Annotated in this window: 18 protein-coding genes; 12 read left to right on the forward strand and 6 right to left on the reverse strand. The window is 58.9% G+C overall.

What is annotated here, in order from left to right; translation table 11 throughout:
* Nucleotides 1-113: 113 nt before the first annotated feature.
* From ACF0H7_RS09800 to ACF0H7_RS09830, 7 genes are all read left to right on the forward strand, one after another.
* On the forward strand, nucleotides 114-1,274 hold the full coding sequence (locus ACF0H7_RS09800) for an iron-containing alcohol dehydrogenase (RefSeq protein WP_397452560.1): 1,161 nt from the start codon (nucleotides 114-116) through the stop codon (nucleotides 1,272-1,274).
* A 214-nt stretch (nucleotides 1,275-1,488) separates the two neighbouring features.
* On the forward strand, nucleotides 1,489-2,748 hold the full coding sequence (locus tag ACF0H7_RS09805; protein WP_397452561.1) for an MFS transporter: 1,260 nt from the start codon (nucleotides 1,489-1,491) through the stop codon (nucleotides 2,746-2,748).
* Nucleotides 2,749-2,772: 24 nt separating this feature from the next.
* Complete coding sequence (locus ACF0H7_RS09810) at nucleotides 2,773-3,612, forward strand: sugar phosphate isomerase/epimerase family protein (RefSeq protein WP_397452562.1); 840 nt, start codon at nucleotides 2,773-2,775, stop codon at nucleotides 3,610-3,612.
* Nucleotides 3,613-3,678: 66 nt separating this feature from the next.
* Complete coding sequence (locus ACF0H7_RS09815; RefSeq protein ID WP_397452563.1) at nucleotides 3,679-4,848, forward strand: Gfo/Idh/MocA family protein; 1,170 nt, start codon at nucleotides 3,679-3,681, stop codon at nucleotides 4,846-4,848.
* Between the two features lie 180 nt (nucleotides 4,849-5,028).
* Nucleotides 5,029-6,582 (forward strand): GMC oxidoreductase, encoded by a 1,554-nt coding sequence (locus tag ACF0H7_RS09820; RefSeq protein WP_397452564.1) that lies wholly within the window; start codon nucleotides 5,029-5,031, stop codon nucleotides 6,580-6,582.
* 82 nt (nucleotides 6,583-6,664) lie between these two features.
* On the forward strand, nucleotides 6,665-8,470 hold the full coding sequence (locus tag ACF0H7_RS09825) for a thiamine pyrophosphate-binding protein (RefSeq protein WP_397452565.1): 1,806 nt from the start codon (nucleotides 6,665-6,667) through the stop codon (nucleotides 8,468-8,470).
* 78 nt (nucleotides 8,471-8,548) lie between these two features.
* A complete protein-coding gene (locus tag ACF0H7_RS09830; RefSeq protein WP_397452566.1) occupies nucleotides 8,549-9,250 on the forward strand; it encodes a hypothetical protein in 702 nt (233 codons plus the stop codon).
* Between the two features lie 193 nt (nucleotides 9,251-9,443).
* On the opposite strand, the gene ACF0H7_RS09835 is transcribed toward ACF0H7_RS09830, so the two are convergent.
* Nucleotides 9,444-9,554: a PAS domain S-box protein gene (locus ACF0H7_RS09835; RefSeq protein WP_397452567.1), complete on the reverse strand. Its 111-nt coding sequence runs from the start codon at nucleotides 9,552-9,554 to the stop codon at nucleotides 9,444-9,446.
* 357 nt (nucleotides 9,555-9,911) lie between these two features.
* Here ACF0H7_RS09835 and ACF0H7_RS09840 point away from each other — a divergent pair, with 357 nt between their 5' ends.
* A complete protein-coding gene (locus ACF0H7_RS09840) occupies nucleotides 9,912-10,277 on the forward strand; it encodes an NUDIX hydrolase (protein WP_397453868.1) in 366 nt (121 codons plus the stop codon).
* A 57-nt stretch (nucleotides 10,278-10,334) separates the two neighbouring features.
* Nucleotides 10,335-10,871, forward strand: coding sequence for a DinB family protein (locus ACF0H7_RS09845; protein ID WP_397452568.1), 537 nt, complete (start codon nucleotides 10,335-10,337; stop codon nucleotides 10,869-10,871).
* 8 nt (nucleotides 10,872-10,879) lie between these two features.
* On the opposite strand, the gene ACF0H7_RS09850 is transcribed toward ACF0H7_RS09845, so the two are convergent.
* On the reverse strand, nucleotides 10,880-11,653 hold the full coding sequence (locus ACF0H7_RS09850; RefSeq protein WP_397452569.1) for a DeoR/GlpR family DNA-binding transcription regulator: 774 nt from the start codon (nucleotides 11,651-11,653) through the stop codon (nucleotides 10,880-10,882).
* 47 nt (nucleotides 11,654-11,700) lie between these two features.
* On the opposite strand from ACF0H7_RS09850, the gene ACF0H7_RS09855 reads away from it, so the two are divergent.
* Both ACF0H7_RS09855 and ACF0H7_RS09860 read left to right on the forward strand, forming a co-directional pair.
* Nucleotides 11,701-12,906 (forward strand): glycoside hydrolase family 3 N-terminal domain-containing protein, encoded by a 1,206-nt coding sequence (locus ACF0H7_RS09855; RefSeq protein ID WP_397452570.1) that lies wholly within the window; start codon nucleotides 11,701-11,703, stop codon nucleotides 12,904-12,906.
* Nucleotides 12,907-13,194: 288 nt separating this feature from the next.
* Entirely contained in the window at nucleotides 13,195-13,701 is a 507-nt protein-coding gene (locus ACF0H7_RS09860) for a DUF1993 family protein (protein ID WP_397452571.1), read from the forward strand.
* A gap of 74 nt (nucleotides 13,702-13,775) precedes the next feature.
* On the opposite strand, the gene ACF0H7_RS09865 is transcribed toward ACF0H7_RS09860, so the two are convergent.
* The 3 genes from ACF0H7_RS09865 to tam all read right to left on the reverse strand — a co-directional run bounded on the left by ACF0H7_RS09865 (nucleotide 13,776) and on the right by tam (nucleotide 16,149).
* Entirely contained in the window at nucleotides 13,776-14,561 is a 786-nt protein-coding gene (locus tag ACF0H7_RS09865) for a sulfite exporter TauE/SafE family protein (protein WP_397452572.1), read from the reverse strand.
* Nucleotides 14,562-14,688: 127 nt separating this feature from the next.
* Nucleotides 14,689-15,219, reverse strand: a complete 531-nt coding sequence (locus tag ACF0H7_RS09870; RefSeq protein WP_397452573.1) for a DUF3087 domain-containing protein — start codon at nucleotides 15,217-15,219, stop codon at nucleotides 14,689-14,691.
* A gap of 165 nt (nucleotides 15,220-15,384) precedes the next feature.
* Nucleotides 15,385-16,149 carry a trans-aconitate 2-methyltransferase gene (tam, locus tag ACF0H7_RS09875; RefSeq protein ID WP_397452574.1) on the reverse strand — a complete coding sequence of 255 codons (765 nt, stop codon included), beginning with the start codon at nucleotides 16,147-16,149 and terminating at the stop codon, nucleotides 15,385-15,387.
* A 159-nt stretch (nucleotides 16,150-16,308) separates the two neighbouring features.
* On the opposite strand from tam, the gene ACF0H7_RS09880 reads away from it, so the two are divergent.
* The gene (locus tag ACF0H7_RS09880; RefSeq protein ID WP_397452575.1) at nucleotides 16,309-16,710 is read left to right on the forward strand and encodes a hypothetical protein; all 402 of its coding nucleotides are present in this window, start codon (nucleotides 16,309-16,311) and stop codon (nucleotides 16,708-16,710) included.
* 10 nt (nucleotides 16,711-16,720) lie between these two features.
* Here ACF0H7_RS09880 and thpR read toward each other — a convergent pair whose 3' ends face one another.
* The gene (gene thpR / locus ACF0H7_RS09885) at nucleotides 16,721-17,266 is read right to left on the reverse strand and encodes an RNA 2',3'-cyclic phosphodiesterase (protein ID WP_397452576.1); all 546 of its coding nucleotides are present in this window, start codon (nucleotides 17,264-17,266) and stop codon (nucleotides 16,721-16,723) included.
* Between the last annotated feature and the right edge of the window lie 8 nt (nucleotides 17,267-17,274).

Raw genomic sequence — 17,274 nt, forward strand, 5'->3', positions numbered from 1 at the left:
GTCGACAGCCGGTGGCTTTTTTTTGCGCTTCCGGTCGACTTTATTTTTATATAACGATACATTTTGTATCGTTATATAAAAATAATCAACGGTAATGCTCTTGAGGTGATCTGATGTCTGTACAAGCCATTCTTCCCCGCATCATGGAAATCGGCGCCGACGCCAGCCGAAAACTGCCCGACGTATTGGCGGCGCTGAACTGCAGTCGCCCGTTGATCGTCACGGATAAGGTCATGGTCAAACTGGGGCAGGCTGAGCGACTGGTCGCGGTGCTGGCCGAGCGCAATATTGTCTGTGAAGTGTTCGATGACACCGTGCCGGAGCCGACAGCCCAGTCGATTCAGGCCGGGGTGGCGCGTGTACGCGACGGCAGCTTCGACTCGATTGTCGCCCTGGGCGGCGGCAGCCCCATCGACAGTGCCAAGGCCATTGCCATCCTCGGCAAGCACGGTGGGAACATTCGTGATTACCGTTTTCCGCGCCAAGTCAACGAAGCCGGCCTGCCGATCATCGCCATACCCACCACGGCCGGCACCGGTTCGGAGGTGACGCGCTTCACGATCATTACCGATGAAACCAACGATGAAAAACTCCTGTGCGCCGGGATTGGTTTCATGCCGGTGGCAGCACTGATCGACTTCAAACTTACCCTCAGCCTGCCTGCGCGCACGACCGCGGATACCGGCATCGATGCGCTCACTCATGCCATCGAAGCCTATGTCAGCCGCAAGGCAAACCCATACAGCGACACTCAGGCGCTGGCGGCCATGAGCCTGATCGGGCCGAACTTGCGCCGCGTCTACCGTGATGGTCAGGATCAGGTCGCTCGCGAAGCCATGATGATCGGCGCCACGCTGGCGGGTATCGCCTTTTCCAATGCCTCGGTGGCACTGGTACATGGCATGAGCCGGCCTATCGGTGCCTTCTTCCATGTCCCCCATGGTTTGTCCAACGCCATGCTACTGCCGGCCGTAACGGCCTGGTCGATTCCGGCCGCCGTCGAGCGTTACGCCGACTGTGCTCGCGCCATCGGTGCTGCCAATGCGGCGGACAGCGATGCGCTGGCCAATGAAAAGCTGATTGCTTTTCTTGAGGCCGTGAATGACGAGTTGGCTGTACCCACGTTGCGCCAGTTCGGCGTTGACCGTGAACGCTTCGAGCAGTCCATGGCAGTCATGGCGCAACAAGCGCTGGCTTCGGGCTCGCCGGGTAACAACCCTCGCGTGCCGAGCGCCGATGAAGTGATCGAACTGTACACGTCGCTGTGGCAATAGCCGCTGTAGCTCAATTCGGCGCGCAACCTGGCCGCTGTCCCGACTTCGGGCGGCGGCTTTTTTATGGGGCGCGTCAGTGTGCGTCACTTGCCGCCGATGTGCGAAATTGAGTTAAGCCACACACGGACAGATACTCGAGTGAGCCTTGAGCGGTTCACACTCAAGCCAGTGTGGGCACTCGGCTACTGGCCCTCTCGACAGGTGATCCTCCGTCATGAATACACGAGACAACTCCCACGTCACACCCAGGATCAGGAAAGCGCGAATCGCCACCTTCGCAGGCTTCATGATTCTGGGGGCCATGCTCTACACATGGGCCATTGGCGTGAGCGCGTTTCGCCGTCAGTTAGGGCTACAAGGCAGCCTGGGCGATCTTGATTTTGGCATGGTGGCCTTGGGGATCGGCGTTGGTTCGACTGTGGGGGCCCTGTGTGTCGGGCGCTTTCTGGACATCTTCGGCCCCAAGTCCGTTATCAGGGTGCTGATGCTGCTCTACCCGGTCTCGATCATTGTTCTGGGCTTTTCCAATGATTTCTATTTTGCCATGACCTTCGGCATCGTCCTGGGGACGCTGCGCGGGGCCACGGATACGGCGCTCAACGCCCATGGCGTCCAGGTTGAACGGTTTTACCGGCGGCCGATCATGGCGGCGTTCCATGCGTTCTTTTCCTTGGGTGGGTTCTTCTTTGGCATTTTGGCCAGCTACCTTGCCGGCCTCTTTCCCCTCAGTGCCGCCGCACCCTTCACCTTCGCCGGCATCAGCCTGGCGGTGCTCAGTGTGCTCGCCAATCGCTTCATGCTCGACAAACATGAATTGCTGGCCGCTCCACAGGCCAGTGCTGACTTAACGGCAGGCGCGAAAGGCTGGGATTGGCGCATTCTCGCCGTCATTGTGGCCTTCGGAGCCTTGTTGACGGGCGGGATGGTCAGCGAGAGCGCCGTGAATGACTGGGGCCAGGAGTTCCTCAACCGCCAAGCGGGCATGAGCATCGCCACGGCGGGCCTGGCCATCAGCCTGTTTACCGGGGCGGGGTTCATCGGGCGCATCACCGGCGACCGCCTTGCCGAGCTCATTGGGGTGTCACGCATGCTCCTGTGCTGTGGGTTCACCGCCATTCTCGGTATATGCCTGGCGACACTGAGTACTCATGCGGTCGTCGCGATGGCCGGGTTTGCCCTGCTGGGCTTGGGGCTGGCCTGCATTGCACCGCTAATGCTGTCCAGTGCCGGGCGTAAGGATCCAGCCAATGCCGGGCGCAACGTCGGGATTGTGAACGGCATCGGTTTTTCCGGGTTGCTGGCGGGGCCGGCCGCGTATTCATGGATTGTCAGCACGTTTGGGATTCACGCCCTGTTCTACATCCCGCTGGTGCTCCTGGGTCTTCTGACATTGTTCGGGCCGCTATTGATGAGGGCCCGAGCAGGTAACCGTTCAGGCTCATCGCGTGCAGGGTTGTCGCTACCTGCGAAATAACAGCACAACAGGGTCGACAAGCACATGCCTCACATCATTAACGCGGTGGCGGGTTCGCCTGCGCGAGCACTTTCCGTTTGTGGGATCACCACCCGGTACTTGTCCTTCGAGGAGGACGTTCGGGTCTGTTCAGAAGCGGGTATGAACGGGATCAGTCTGTGGTGGGACAAGATAAAGGCCTGTGGGGTGGACCGGGGCGCCAAGGTGCTGAGGGATGCACCGCTTGCACCGGTGAGCATGGTCGGACTGCCGTGCATGCTGACGGCGGAGGGGCGGCAGGACCGACAGGTCTTTGACCTGTTGCGTGGCGCGCTGGATGACTGCGCGACCCTCGGCGTCGGCGTGATGGGCGTGGTGCCGGGCAATCACCAAGGCCGCACCCGTGAGCAGATGGACGAGGCAACCGTCGACGTGCTGGTACGCCTGGGCGAGGAAGCTCGGCAACGGGGGGTGACCCTGGCGCTGGAGCCCGTGCATGAACCCTATCTGGATTATCTGAACACGCTGGTCGATGCCGAGCGGATCGTGAAAGTAGTCAACAGCACCGCGGTCGGCATTCTGTTTGATGCCTGGCACCTGTGCCATGAGCCGGAACTGGACAGGCGCATCGAAGAAACGGCCTCGCGAATCGCCCTGGTGCATTTTTCGGATTGGCGAGAGCCCACACGCTGCCACGATGATCGCCTGTTGCCGGGGGAGGGTGTGCTGCCGCTCAAGTCCATCTTGACCAAGCTGCATCAGAGCGGATACCGCGGGTATTTCGATGTGGAAGTGTTTAGCGAAGAGGTATGGCGCGCGGACCCGCTGCAGAACCTGAATAAGTGTCGGGCGTTCTTTGATTCCGTCTGGGCGGGTAAGGCGTAAGTAACAGGGCGGTCCTGCAATAACATCTAAGGCCTAAGTCGGCCTCACTCACGAGGGTTTTTCACCATGGCGGTTTTGACGGGCGATATTCCTGCAAAAAGAAAACTCAAGGTCGGCATGGTCGGTGGTGGCAAAGGCGCTTTCTTTGCCAGTTACCACCGCGCAGCCATGCGCCTGTGCGATCGCTTCGAGATCGTGGCCGGCGCATTCTCTTCCGATCCTGCCACAGGGCGTGAAGCGGGCGAGGCGCTGGGTGTGGACCCGACCCGGATCTACTCGACGTTTGCGCACATGGCGCTCGCCGAGAAAGCGCGTCCTGACCCTATCGAAGCGGTGGTCATTGTCACGCCCAATTTTTTGCACTTTGAGCCGTGCCGTCTGTTCCTTGAGGCGGGCATTCCGGTCATCTGTGACAAACCCCTGGTCAACAGCCTGGACGAGGCGCTTGAACTGGTGAGGATCGCTCGGCAGCGCAATACCTTCCTGGCCATGACCTACACCTACTTGGGTTATCCCATGGTTCGGGACGCGCGCAGCCGTATCCAGGGCGGGGAGCTCGGCGAGATCCGCTTTCTGTATGTCGAGTATCTGCTGGAGTGGCTGGCGCCAGGGGTCGAGCACCTCGGCAAAAGCCTGGCCTGGCGTGGTGAGCCGGCCAAGGCGGGCCCAACCGCTGCGCTGGGCGATGTGGGTACCCATGCCTTCAACCTGCTGGAGTTCCTTTCGGGGCGACGCTGCACCGGGCTTAACGCCAAGCTGACCAGTACCGTACCGGGTTGGGCAATGGACGATACCAACGTGGTGCAACTGGAGTTTGAAGGCGGCGTGGATGGTTTGTTATGGGCAAGCCTGGCGGCGCCCGGCCACCGAAATGGCCTGCGATTCAAGGTCATCGGCAGCAAGGCGTCGGTCGAATGGTGCCAGGAGGCGCCCGAGACCCTGCGTTTCGCGCCCACAGGCGAAGCGGAGCGGATCTATCGGCGCGGGCAGTCCGACAATTGTGCCCAGACGCTGGCGTTCACCAGCCTGCCCGCCGGCAACTCGGAGGGCTATCTGGAAGCGCTGGCGGTGCTTTACGCCGATTTCGCCCAAGCGCTGGAGGCGGGGCCTGCCTGGCGCAGCGCAACCGTTGTGCCGATTCCCGATATCCAGGAGGGCGTGCGTGGCGTGGCGTTGTCGCAGGCGTGTGTGGAGTCCAATCGCACGCGTGGCTGGGTGCCTTTCCCGCAGGTCTGATCGGCGCGCCTGCGCCCGTTATGTCATGCAGTGCGTCAGTGTGCGTCGGCTTTGTTTAGGTTGCGAAATTGAGTGAAAGCGGCCAACGGCAAATACTTCAATGGCACCCAGCGGCTGCGCTGGGTGCCCACACGATGCACGTGAGGCTCAGCTGGTTTTTCAGGCGATAAAGAGGCGTACATGAAGCAATTACCCGAAGTCATTGTCATCGGCAGCGGAGTAGGCGGTGGGGCCACGGCCCGTCGTCTCGCTGAGAACGGCGTGAACGTGCTCATGCTCGAACGCGGTGACTGGGTGCCTCAGGAAGACCAGAACTGGAGCGTCGCATCAGTATTCTTCGACAAAAAATACACTGCACATGACTCTTGGCTGGATGCGAGTGGCACGGCATTTCGCCCCAGCATCTACTACAACGTGGGTGGTTGCACCAAGTTCTATGGTGCCTCGATGATCCGCCTGCGTGAACGGGATTTCGAGGAATTACGCCATGAAGCCGGGGTTTCTCCCGCCTGGCCGATTTCCTATGCGCAGCTGGAGCCCTATTACGCCGAAGCCGAAGCGATCTTTGAGGTGCACGGCGATGACACCGATGACCCCTCGGCCCCTTGGCGCAGCAACGCGTATCCATTCCCGCGAGTGGCCAGCGAGCCGATCGTTGCGCAGATGGGCGCGACGATGTCCCGACTGGGCGCGCGCACTTCCGCCTTGCCGCTGGCCATCAATTATTCCAGAAAGGGCTGCTGCATCCTCTGCAAAACCTGCGATGGTTTTCCGTGCAAGGTCAGCGCGAAGATGGAGGCGGAAACCGCACTGGTGAAGCCAGCATTGGCCACCGGTTGCGTCACCTTGCGCACCCAGACTCTGGTTAAGCGCTTGATCCTCTCGGCTGACGGCAAAACGGTCAGCGGGGTGGAGGTGGAGAGTGCCGGCAAGACCGAAATCCTCACCGCAAAGCTGATCGTTGTCGCCTGCGGGGCAGTCAATAGCGCGGCGTTGTTGTTGCGCTCGGCCTGCGATGCGGCGCCGAACGGGGTGGCCAACAGTTCCGACGTGGTAGGGCGCAATTACATGGCCCATAACCAGACGGCGTTGATGGGGCTTTCCATGGGCAAAAACACCACCACCTTTCAGAAAACCCTGGCGATGAACGAGTTCTACTTCGGTGCGCCGGATTACCCATTTCCGTTGGGGCACGCGCAAATGCTCGGCAAGCTGCAAGGTGGAATGTTGTCTGCCAACGTGCCGTTTCTGCCCAAGGCTGTGGGCTCGACCATGGCCAGTCACAGCATCGACTGGATTGCCTTTTCTGAAGACCTGCCCGACCCGGACAGCCGAGTGGTGCTCAAGGACGGCAAGATTCAGTTGGCGATCCGGCGCAACAACCTGGCACCGCATCGTGTGTTAGTCAAAAAGCTCGCAGCGTTACTGCGTGCCAGCGGCTATCCGATCGTGCTGACCAAACCGCTGCTCAAGCATTCGACGTCGCACCAGTGCGGCACCGTGAAGTTCGGCACCGATCCGCGCACCAGCGCACTGGATACGTTCTGCCGCAGCCACGACCACAACAACCTTTTCGTGATCGACGCCTCCTTCATGCCGTCCTCGGCTGCCGTGAACCCGGCCCTCACGATTGCGGCGCAGGCATTGCGCGCGGCAGACCACATCCTGGAGCGAGACTTCGGTATCGCCGCGGTGAAAAGAACCAACACGGTGAACACGGTCGACATTGGTTGACTCGACAGGGCTGTCTCGAACTTGAAGGCCACGATCTGCGTGGCAACGCACACCATCCCATTACAGAAAAACGGAGCAGGACATGGCTGATACAAAAAAAATGACGGGCGGGCAGATCGTGGTCGAGTACCTGATCCGCGAAAAAGTGCCTTATGTCTTCGGTATTCCGGGCCACGGCAACACCGCATTGCTCGATGCCTTCGTCGATCGCAAGGACGAGATCACCCTCGTCCCCGCTATGCATGAGCAAGGCGCTTCGCACATGGCCGACGGCTTCTATCGGGCCAGCGGCCAGATCGCTGCGGTCTGTGCCTCTATCGGCCCTGGCGCCACGAACACGCTGACCGGCATCGCTACCGCATTCGCCGATTCGATTCCGCAACTGGTGATCAGTGGTGGCGTACACACCTACATGATGGGCAAGGGCGTGCTGCAGGAGCTGGACCGCCCCCACGGCGACAACTTCCCGCGCATGGCCGAACCTGTGGTCAAGCGTTGGTGGCAACCGAGCCATGTCGCGCAGTTGCCAAGTGTTATGACCCAGGCCTTCAACGTGATGCTTGAAGGTCGTCGTGGCCCGGCGCTGATCAATCTGCCGCAAGACCTGCAAGCCGAGTACGCAGAGGTGGCATTGCCTGCCCCGCAGACCCACCGTGGCCATGGTCGCCTGCACGGTGACCCGGCCGACATCACTCGCGCCGTCGAGCTGCTGCTGTCGGCCGAGCGTCCGGTGATCATGGCCGGTGGCGGCGTGATCGCGGCCAATGCCAGTGCCGAGCTCGTCGCGATCGCCGAGCACGTGGGTGCGGCCGTCACGACCTCATTCATGGGCAAGGGCTCGATTCCCGAAGACCACCCTCTGTATGCCTGGCCGTGCGGTGACCTGGGCTCGATCCCAGGCAACGCCATGACCCGGGAAGCTGATGTGATCCTGGCCATCGGTTGCCGCTTCAGCGACCGTATCACCTCGTCCTACCGTCCGGGCGTGACCTTCGATATTCCGAAAACCAAGCTGATCCAGATCGACATCGATGGCTTTGAGATCGGCAAAAACTACCCGGCCGAAGTGGGCATCGTCGGCGACGCCGGACCGATCCTGACTGCACTGCTGGCGCAGTTGCGTGCGCAGGGCCCGGCCCGCGACTATTCCCAGTCGCCGATGTTTAAGCGCCTGCAAACCCTCAAAGGCAAGTGGGAAGAGCACCTTCACCCGCTGCGTACCTGCAATGAATCGCCGATGACTGTGTCTCAAGTGCTGTTCGAAGCGCGCAAGGTACTGCCTCGCGACACCATCGTGGTCACTGACTCAAGCAACCCGCAGAACCAGGTGTTCAACGAGTTCCCGGTCTACGGCCCCAAGCAGCACATCACACCTGGGGGCTTCTCTGGGATCGGCTTCGCGGTGCCGGCGGCCATCGGTGCCAAGATGGGTGCCCCGAGTCAGCCCGTGGTGGCTATCTGCGGCGACGGTGCTTTCCTGCAGACAGGCCAGGAACTGGCCACGGCGGTGATGATGGGTGTTCCAGCCATCTTCCTGATCATGAACAACGGCGGTTGGGCGGCCATTCGCAACCTGCAACTGAATATGTTCGGCGAGGACCGGGAAATGATCACCGATTTCCGCACCCCGGACGGTGCTTCGTGGGAAGCGCACATTGCCGACTTCGCCAAGTCGCTGGGTGCCGCATCTGAACGCGTGACCGACCCTCTGCAGATCGGCGCGGCGGTGGAGCGTGCGCTGGCATCGGGCCGCCCATACGTCATCGAGGCGATCACCTCCCTTGAGCGCCCATGGAGCAACATGCACCCGACCGGCTGGTGGGACATCACCGTGCCTGCCTACCTGGGTGACCTGCGTGACGACTACGTCGAGAAGCGCGGTTTCTGATAGTAGCTCCTTGAATTGTGCCGCCCTTCGTGGCGGCATGATTCGTTGAGTCAGAAAATTCCCAGGCAGGAGAGAACCATGTCAGCGATTAACCAAAAACGTGAACTGCAGTTTTCCGACGAGTTCGTGGAATGCTACCTCGTCGAGAATGTGAAGGACTTTGTCGTGCCTGGCGGGGTAGCCCTGAATCTGGACCATGCGCCCATGCACATTGGCGGGCCGATTCCCAGCGTGGTCCCAGGCTGGAAATCCACCCGGTTGTTCAATGCCGTGATCGCCGAGGCGAGCCGCGTTGCGATCTTCAGGGTTCGCAGCGAGGTCAATCTGGGGGGGGTGGTGTTCGGTGAGTGGGACTGGTTCGGCAATCGCTTTGCCAAGTTTCCGCGCACCACGCCGCTGTACATTTCCCGTTACGACGAAATCGGCAACGTGATGCTCGATCCGTTCGCCTTTGCCAATCAGCGCAAAGAAGTGACCGACCTGCGTGAGTACGGCATTCGCCTCAACTTGTGGTGGGCACCCACGAATACCGACTGCTACCTGCACAACGAGCATCCGTTCCTTGAGATTCACACTCAGATTCACGGGACAGGGCGCATCCAGAAATTCCTTGAGCGTGATGACTCAACCCTTTACGAACAGATCAGCATGGCGCCGGGTTTTACCCATGATCCGTTTACCCAGGTGCAGGCCGATGGCAACCCGACCTACCCATGGCACCGCTACTGGTCTGACTCGGATGCCATCTGGTTAGCAATCGAGTTTCATCCCACGGTTTGATTCATTTTGCAGCGTTCTTTTCACAGATAACCGGATCGCCGAACCGTCGGCTGGTTAGCTCGCGAAGCTCCATATGACGCAATTTACCAGTCAGTTTTTGCGACGGAAGAGCCGTTTGTGATTGCTGATATTTAGTAAAGCAAATAAACGGCGATCACCTTAATCCTAAGACTCGCGTCAACGCCCTGATTATTCAGGGCTTTTTCGTTTCTGGGGTTTGGGTGGGGCTGTAGCCGGTCAACGGACAGAACAGGTCGTTGACGTAAGTGATGTTGCCTTGCAAGTCAGTGGTGGAGATCACCATGACGTTTTCCAGGGGCGCCCAGAGTTTTTGCGTTAGGGCATTGCGTCGTATTGCTCCCTCAAGATTTAAAAAATGTGTACATGAACGGTGTGCCTGGCCGTCGCTCGGTTTCGGCTGTGAGGATTCTGTGATTAACAGGTCACAGTTAGCGCCATTTTTTTCCCTTTAAATTCAATTGTTTATATTTATATTTGGTCATTATGACCACGTAGGGCGATGCCTCGCAGTTTGTGGTTACAGAAAAATGTGCCTGGCTGGCATGTTTAGTGCGTCGAATATGAAGGATTTATGACAGTGCTACGCTTAGAGCATCGCTTGAAGCGGCGTAGCCCGACACACTACTGGCGGGGCAAGGCGATGAAAGAGAGAGCGACTGTAATTTGCCGGCGAGATAATCGCGTTCTCTATGTGCGCAAAGCAAAATCCAACTGGGTGTTGCCTGGCGGCAAGATCGAGGCCGGCGAAACACCCGCGCAAGCCGCATTGCGCGAGCTGAGCGAGGAAACCGGATTGGTGGCACAAGATCTGATTTACCTTGCCCGCTTCGAGAAGAACAACACGGTTCACTACGTGTTTACTGTGCAGCTACGTGAAACCGACAAACCCTCTCCGCAAAATGAAATCGCTGACTGCAAATGGCTTCCGTTCAAAAAGGCCGGCGATTTGGACATCAGTCCTGCTACCAAATCGATCGTCCGGTCGTTTGCTCGAGAGGCGGTTTGAGTAGCGGTTATCGTTCGGGGGGAGGTCGGTAAAAGACAATGGAAAGAGGCCAGCCCGATGAACTACTTCCTCGCCCAAGCGCTCAACAACCTCTGGGCCAACGACCGGCTGCTGCGCGCCTGCAATGCACTGACTGATGCCGAGTATCGCGCACCCAGGACCAGTTTTTTCCCCTCCATCCAGTCCACGCTTCACCACATCCTCGATGTCGACCGCTACTACCTCGCAGCGCTGGAACAGGATTTACCGGGGCAGGACATCAGCATTCCGGCGGACCTTGTTTTTGCCGACCTCAACAGCCGGCAGCGCTCAATGGACCGCCGTCTGGCCGCGCTATGCCAAGGCCTCGATCAACACGAACTGCGTCGAACCGTGCTCCTGAAGCGCACGGCCGGCCCTGTCGAGGAGCGGATTGACCGAATTCTTCTGCACCTGTTCGAGCACCAAATTCACCATCGCGGGCAGGTTCACTCGATGCTGTCGGGAACCTCTGTCGCAGCACCGCAACTCGACGAGTTTTTTATGGCGTGCGACCAACAGTTCCGGGAGCACGAAATGCGTGAGTTGGGGCTGACGGAAGACGGTCTCTGGTAGTCGACTCTTCAACCGGCAATCAAGACAGTCGAAACCTTCGCGCGAATCGGGTCCAGTCGCTCCGCCGGTGCGTCATGTTCAACCACCAGCACGCCCAGGTCCTCGCAGGGTGCGACCTGATAATGCGCGATGCTCGCCAATTTTTCATTGGTGACCACCACCACGATCTGACCGCTGCGCGAGACCACCGCACGTTTGAACTCGGCGTCGTCCAGGTCGAAGGCGGTTATCCCTTTGCCCGCATCGATGGCGCAAGCGCCCAGAAAACAGATATCAAAATTGAAATTCAGCAATTGCTGGGTTGCGGTCAGTCCGACTGCGCTGCCTGTCGCTTTGTGCAATCGGCCGCCCAGTAAAATCACGTCTGCCAGCGGTAATTTGGCCAGTTCAAGCGCAATCGACGGTGAATTCGTAGTGATGGACAGTGCAAGGTCGTGATTGATTTCGCTCGAAATGGCGAAGTTGGTGCTGCCGCCATCAATGAAAATGTGCTGACCGGATTTGATCAGGGTCGCGGCCGTTGTCCCTAAAGCGTCTTTGCGTGAACGCTGTTCTTCATTTTTTTCAGGCTGACCGGCGCTGTTGCCAGGAATGGAGATCGCGCCGCCGTATACCCGTTTGCACAGGCCCGCGTCAGCGAGAACGCCGAGGTCGCGACGTATCGAATGTTCCGAAACGTTGAACTCCGTGGCCAACTCCGCCGCCAAAACGCGTCCGTGTTGCGCAAGGCGAAGGGTGATCAGTTTTTGCCGCTCGCCGGGGAAAGCTTCATGAGTGAGCATTGACTTAATCGTGTCCTGTCATATAGTGGGCATAAACGAGCATGCAAATGTCGTTTTTGCAGAAGATCGAGCAGCATCATGCATCGGCTCGCTCGATGGGTCAATTTCGCTCGCTCGGATCACTCGCCTCTGGCCATGGGGTCAGGGCCTCACACATGCAGGGTAAGTCCATGTCAAACGAACTTCAGAGAGCCGCCTATTCAGTGCTACTGCCTGCATTTTCGGGGCTGGAACTGGATGAAAATGTCCGCCGCTACTTGAGCCGTGGCGGAGTGTCCGTGTTGCTGGGGGAAAGTCGCGAGGAATACATTGCCAGAAGTATGAGCGTTGAGCGCCGGCGTCGGGAAACACGCGAGCACTTCGCGCAGATTGCTAAAGAAGCCGTGGAGTATGCCAACTCGCCGGTGTTGATTGCCGTCGACCAAGAGCTTGGCGGTATCCAGCGCCTTCACGAACTGGTGCCTAAAATGCCGCCGGTGGAATTGCTCAAAGATCTGAGCGCCGCCGACATTGAAGAGCGCTGTTTCGAGATGGCCAGTGCGGCGCGCATTATGGGCATCAACCTGATCCTGGCGCCGATTGTGGATGTGGTGACGGGCGCCAACCCTTGGTTGCATAACCGCAATCTCGGTTCGAATCCGGCAGAAGTCGCGCGGATTTCCTGTGCCTTCATCCGGGGTGTACAGCGGGCCGGGGTGATCGCGACCGCCAAGCATTTCCCGGGGCATTTTATCACCGAGGCTGATCCGGCGGTGGCTGAAGCCTTCGTTCCTGGTCCCTATGAATTGCTTGAGGACGGGCTCGACGTTTTCCGGCAGGTGATTGCCTCCGGGGTCAAAGCGATCATGCCCGGCCCGGCGGTTTTCCCCGCCATCGATCCCGATAAGTCCGCGTCCACCTCGGCCAAGGTCATAGGTCTGTTGCGCGATAACCTGGCGTTCGACGGATTGATCATCAGCGATGACCTCGATGCCGTGTCCATCATTCGTGGTAACACCATCACCGAAACGGCCGTTACGTCCCTGGCCGCAGGCGCGCATTTGTTGCTGGTGTCGAGCGAGGCCGGCCTTGACGCGATTGCTGAGGCGATCGTCGCGGCTGTGCGTGAGGGCACGCTGGACAAGCAGACCTTGCTCTCGGCTTCGAAGAAGGTGCGCTCGCTGGCAGAGGCCTCTCGTACTCAGGTGGATTTGGGTCTGTTCCTTTCATTTCCCAGCGAGTCAGGGCACCTGACCAGCAGGGTCAAGCTATGAAGGATCTCGAACGTAAAGCGTTCGGTGGACCGCACGTTGAAGCAGCATTTACAAGCAGTCTTGTTAGGCATTAAGGACAAAGCCCCGATGCTCTCGGGGGCTTTGTCGTTTCGGCTTTATTTCACCCGGTGAAACAGTACATTGTCCGGTGTGGTCCTTCTCGGTTGCCCGTGGAAAGAAGAGTATTACTCCCATCAGCGCCGCAGTGTCCTTGCTAACTAACACAGCGACATTGTTGCGGAACTTGATAACTGACTTCTTACCAAGCGATCACCCGAGGATACCCCAATGAGCCTTTCTTACTTCGATCTGACTGTTCCTGTTTTTCTCCGTGGTCTCGAAAGAATGTCCGCGTTTCTGGATAAAGCCGACGTCCATGCCCAGGCCAAAAACATTAAAGTCGATACGTTGTTGTCCGCTCGTCTCGCCCCGGATATGTATGACCTGGTTGGGCAAGTCCACACCGCGACCTATATTGCCAAGATCAGTGCCGAGTACCTGTCAGGCGTCGAAGGGCCAGGCTTTGCCGGAGATGAGACCACACTGGAACAACTGCGTGAACGCATTGCCGTGCTGGTTGGTTTTCTCGAAAGCCTGACACCGGCGGATTATCAGGACAACGCCGGTAAACCGGTTAACCTGACCATTCCAGGCATGGAAATGACCTTTACCCAGCAGGATTACTTGTTCAAGTTTGGTCTGCCGAACTTCAACTTCCACCTGGTGAACACTTACGGTATTTTGCGTAATAACGGTGTGCCGCTGGGCAAGATGGACTTTCTGGGTAGTCTGTAAGGCGTCTGAGTTCTAATAAAAAGCCCCTTGTGATGAGGGGCATTTTTGTTGAGCTTTTTAATCTTGAGGGACGATCAGAACACCAACTTATAACCAATCAGCAACAGCATCAATGCCAGGCAGGGGCGCAAGATGTCATCGGAAACACGCCCGGTCAGGTGGCTGCCAATGTAGATGCCCGGCAGCGAGCCGATCAGCAAGAAGCCCAACACAGTCCAATCCATGTTGCCCATGCTCGCGTGACCCAGACCCGCAACCAGGGTCAACGGAACGGCGTGGGCGATTTCGGTGCCGACCAAACGTCGGGTGGGCAGGAACGGGTACAAGACAAACAACGCCACGGTGCCCAGCGCGCCGGCGCCGATGGAGGTCAGGGCGACCATGGTGCCGAGGATCAAACCGGTGAGCACGGTCAGGGCGTTCAGGCTTTTCCCGCTGGGGTTGTAGTGGCCGCCCGCGCGCTTGTGGGCAAATTCCAGCAGGCGCTTCTTGAAGAAAATCGCCAGCGCCGTGAGCAGCAACACCACGCCCAACGCCTGCTTGATCATCGCGTTCATGGCCTGGGGCGCAGTGTGCAGGCTGCTCAGGTACCACAGGGTCAACGCCACTGCGGGCACGCTGCCGAGGGTCAGCCAGCCGGTGATCGCCCAGTCGATATTGCGGTTTTTGCGATGCACCAGCACGCCGCCGGATTTGGTGATCGCGGCATACAGCAGGTCGGTGCCCACCGCCGTCGCCGGGTTGATGCCAAACCACAGCAGAATAGGGGTCATCAGCGAACCGCCGCCCACGCCGGTCATCCCGACAATGAAGCCAACCAGCAAGCCTGCAACGACACAACCGAGATTACCGAGATCCATGACTTGCCCTACGAAACCAGCGCGACTGCGTGAAAAAACAGGCCGGCAGCATAACGATATTCCTTATAATTATTTATATCGATATGATCTAACTTTATAACCAAATGTCTTTAGTCGGTGGAATCGATTATTTTGTCGTTTTGCTTTTCATCGCGTCCAGCCAAGCTGGGTCCAGGCGTGACTGATCAGTGTCCATCGCCTTGGCTTCCATCAGTTCTTTGTGCCGGTCGATTTCATGCACGGCTTGGCTCAGGGCGCTGGAATTGGCGTCCAACTGATGCATCTGGGTCAAGCCAAGATGGTAGAAACGCAGCAGTTTGATCGCCGTCGGATCACTGGCTTGCACGCCAGCGGTCACGTGATGCATGACATTGGTTACGCTCATCAAGCTGCGTTTGAGTCGCCAGCCGTACACCGCCGATGCCATCCAGGGTTTGGACCAGAAATGCCCGCGTACCAGCACCACGGTAAGCGCCAGTCCGACAATCACCCCGCCGACGTTCAAACTGAAATTATCCCCGCCGGGTACACCCAACAGCATCACCGCCAGACCGGAAAAAAACATCGCCAGTACCGCAAAGGTCAGCGCAATGATCAGCGTGCTGCGCCGGGTTTGTTGGCGGTAGAGGGTGGGGTCCATGGGTTTGATTTCGAACATGATGGCTTCTTTGAGAGGACAGTGCGGCGGGCATTATCACCTTCAAAGAGCGCTATGTCCTCAGGTGGTGCACAAGCCCCCCGCAGGAGCTGCCGAAGGCTGCGATTGTGACGTCTTCGCAGCCTTCGGCAGCGCCTGCAAGGAATGTAACTTGACTCCCAAACCTCAGCGGGTCGCGACGACGAACAACCTCGGAAACGGTAGCAACACTGTGCCATCTTCCAGCGCCGGATAGGCCTTGCTGATCTCAGTCAGGTAACTGTCGAGAAATGCAGTTTTTTCGGCGTCGTCCAACTGCGCCAGATAAGGGCGCAATGCCGAACCCTTGAACCACTCGACCACCGCCGCATGCCCACCGGCCAACGGATGGTGATAGGTGGTGCGCCACACATCCACAGTGCTGCAATGGGGTTTGAGCAGTTGGTAATAAAAGCTCGCGGTGTGCCGTGGAGGGAGCTTGACCGCGCCGGTCTTGCTCGCCCACGGCCCGTTTGCCGCGACCTCACGCGCCAGGCGATGCGCGGGTTCTTCCAGGTTGTCCGGGGTCTGCACCGCCAGGCTGCCGCCGGAAACCAGTTTGCTCACCAAACGTGGATACAGCGCGTCATGGGCCGGCACCCACTGCAACGAGGCATTGGCCAGGATCACATCGAAGTGCTGGTCGGGATTCCAGGTCTCGATCTCAGCCAGCTCAAAGTTCAACGCCGGCAAGCGCGATTTGGCGCTGACCAGCATGTCGTCGGAACTGTCCATGCCGGTTACCAACGCCCCGGGAAAGCGCTCGGCCAGCACTTCGGTGGAGTTGCCGGGGCCGCAGCCCAAATCCACAGCAAGGCGCACGTTTTGCGTTGGTATCGCCGCCACCAGGTCACGCACCGGGCGCGTGCGCTCTTGCTCAAACGTCGAATATTGCTTGGCTGACCAGGTCATCACGTTTCCTCTTGGGGTGTTGCTCAAGCCTAAGTGTTGAAAGTCATGATTTCAAATGCGTTCGAAAGGAGTGTCTGAACATGGATTTCAACGGGTACAGCCAGTCGAATGGCGACACGGGCATGGAAAACTCGGCTGAACTGGCTATGATCGGACCCCATGACCCCCACCATTCCCACCCGCCAACCCTGTCCACCCGGTGCCTGCATTTGCGAGCGGGAGCGGCTGGTTGAAATCCAGGGCGCCGATCTGCGCATCCTCTATCTGACGCGACAGGAAGAAAAGCGCCTGCTCGATCGGCTGGAAAGTCTGTCCAGTTTGTCGGACCTTGAGCATATGCAGCGTCGGATGTTCGAGCAGTTGGGGCTGCGGGTGACGATCGTTCCGAGCCTTAATGAAGTGCGCAGCATGCGCGGGATCGGGATCAATATCGACGAATTGCCTGGGTTGTGTCGTAAGACCCGGCAAGCGATCCCGGCGGCGATTCGGCGCGGTTTGGAGAAGCGCCCGGAAATCGCCTACGAGCTGTTGAACGCCAATGACCTGTTACGCGACGCTTGAGAACTTTTAGCTACGCCAGCAGAGGCCACTCGGCCAGTGATCGGTAGAGGCCTTTGTGTGATTCAAACAACATGAACTGCCCGGCGCGCAGGTGAAATTCCGGTGCCGTGGGGGATTCGGGGACGGTGGCGTGATAGTCGCGCATCAGCGTCAGGTGCGGGCGAAACTCTCGGGCGGCGTCAACGAACCCCAGCGGTAACAGCGCCTGTTGCAAGGCGTAAACCAACTGGCGCAGCGCGAGCGGCGTTTGGCTGGGGGCCAGCAGCAGGACCCCAGAGCGGTGCCAGGCATCCAGATGATCGAGTGAGAGGGTCAAGGCTTCGCCTGGAGTCTTCAGGTTTGCCGCAGCCGCGCAGATGTCCGGGATCTGCGTGACGCCGACCGATCCGAGAAACATCAGCGTTAGATGAAAATTCTCCGTCGGCACCGGGCGCCCGTTATTGAGCCGCAGTGCACCGCGCCACTGGCCGATGGCGCGACGCAGTTCCGGGGCACAGGGCAGGGCGAAGAACAGGCGTTTGAACGGTTCGTTGGGGTCACGGGGTTCGTTGTTCATGCCGGTGT

The sequence above is a fragment of the Pseudomonas sp. NA-150 genome (assembly GCF_044336365.1).
GTDB lineage: Bacteria > Pseudomonadota > Gammaproteobacteria > Pseudomonadales > Pseudomonadaceae > Aquipseudomonas.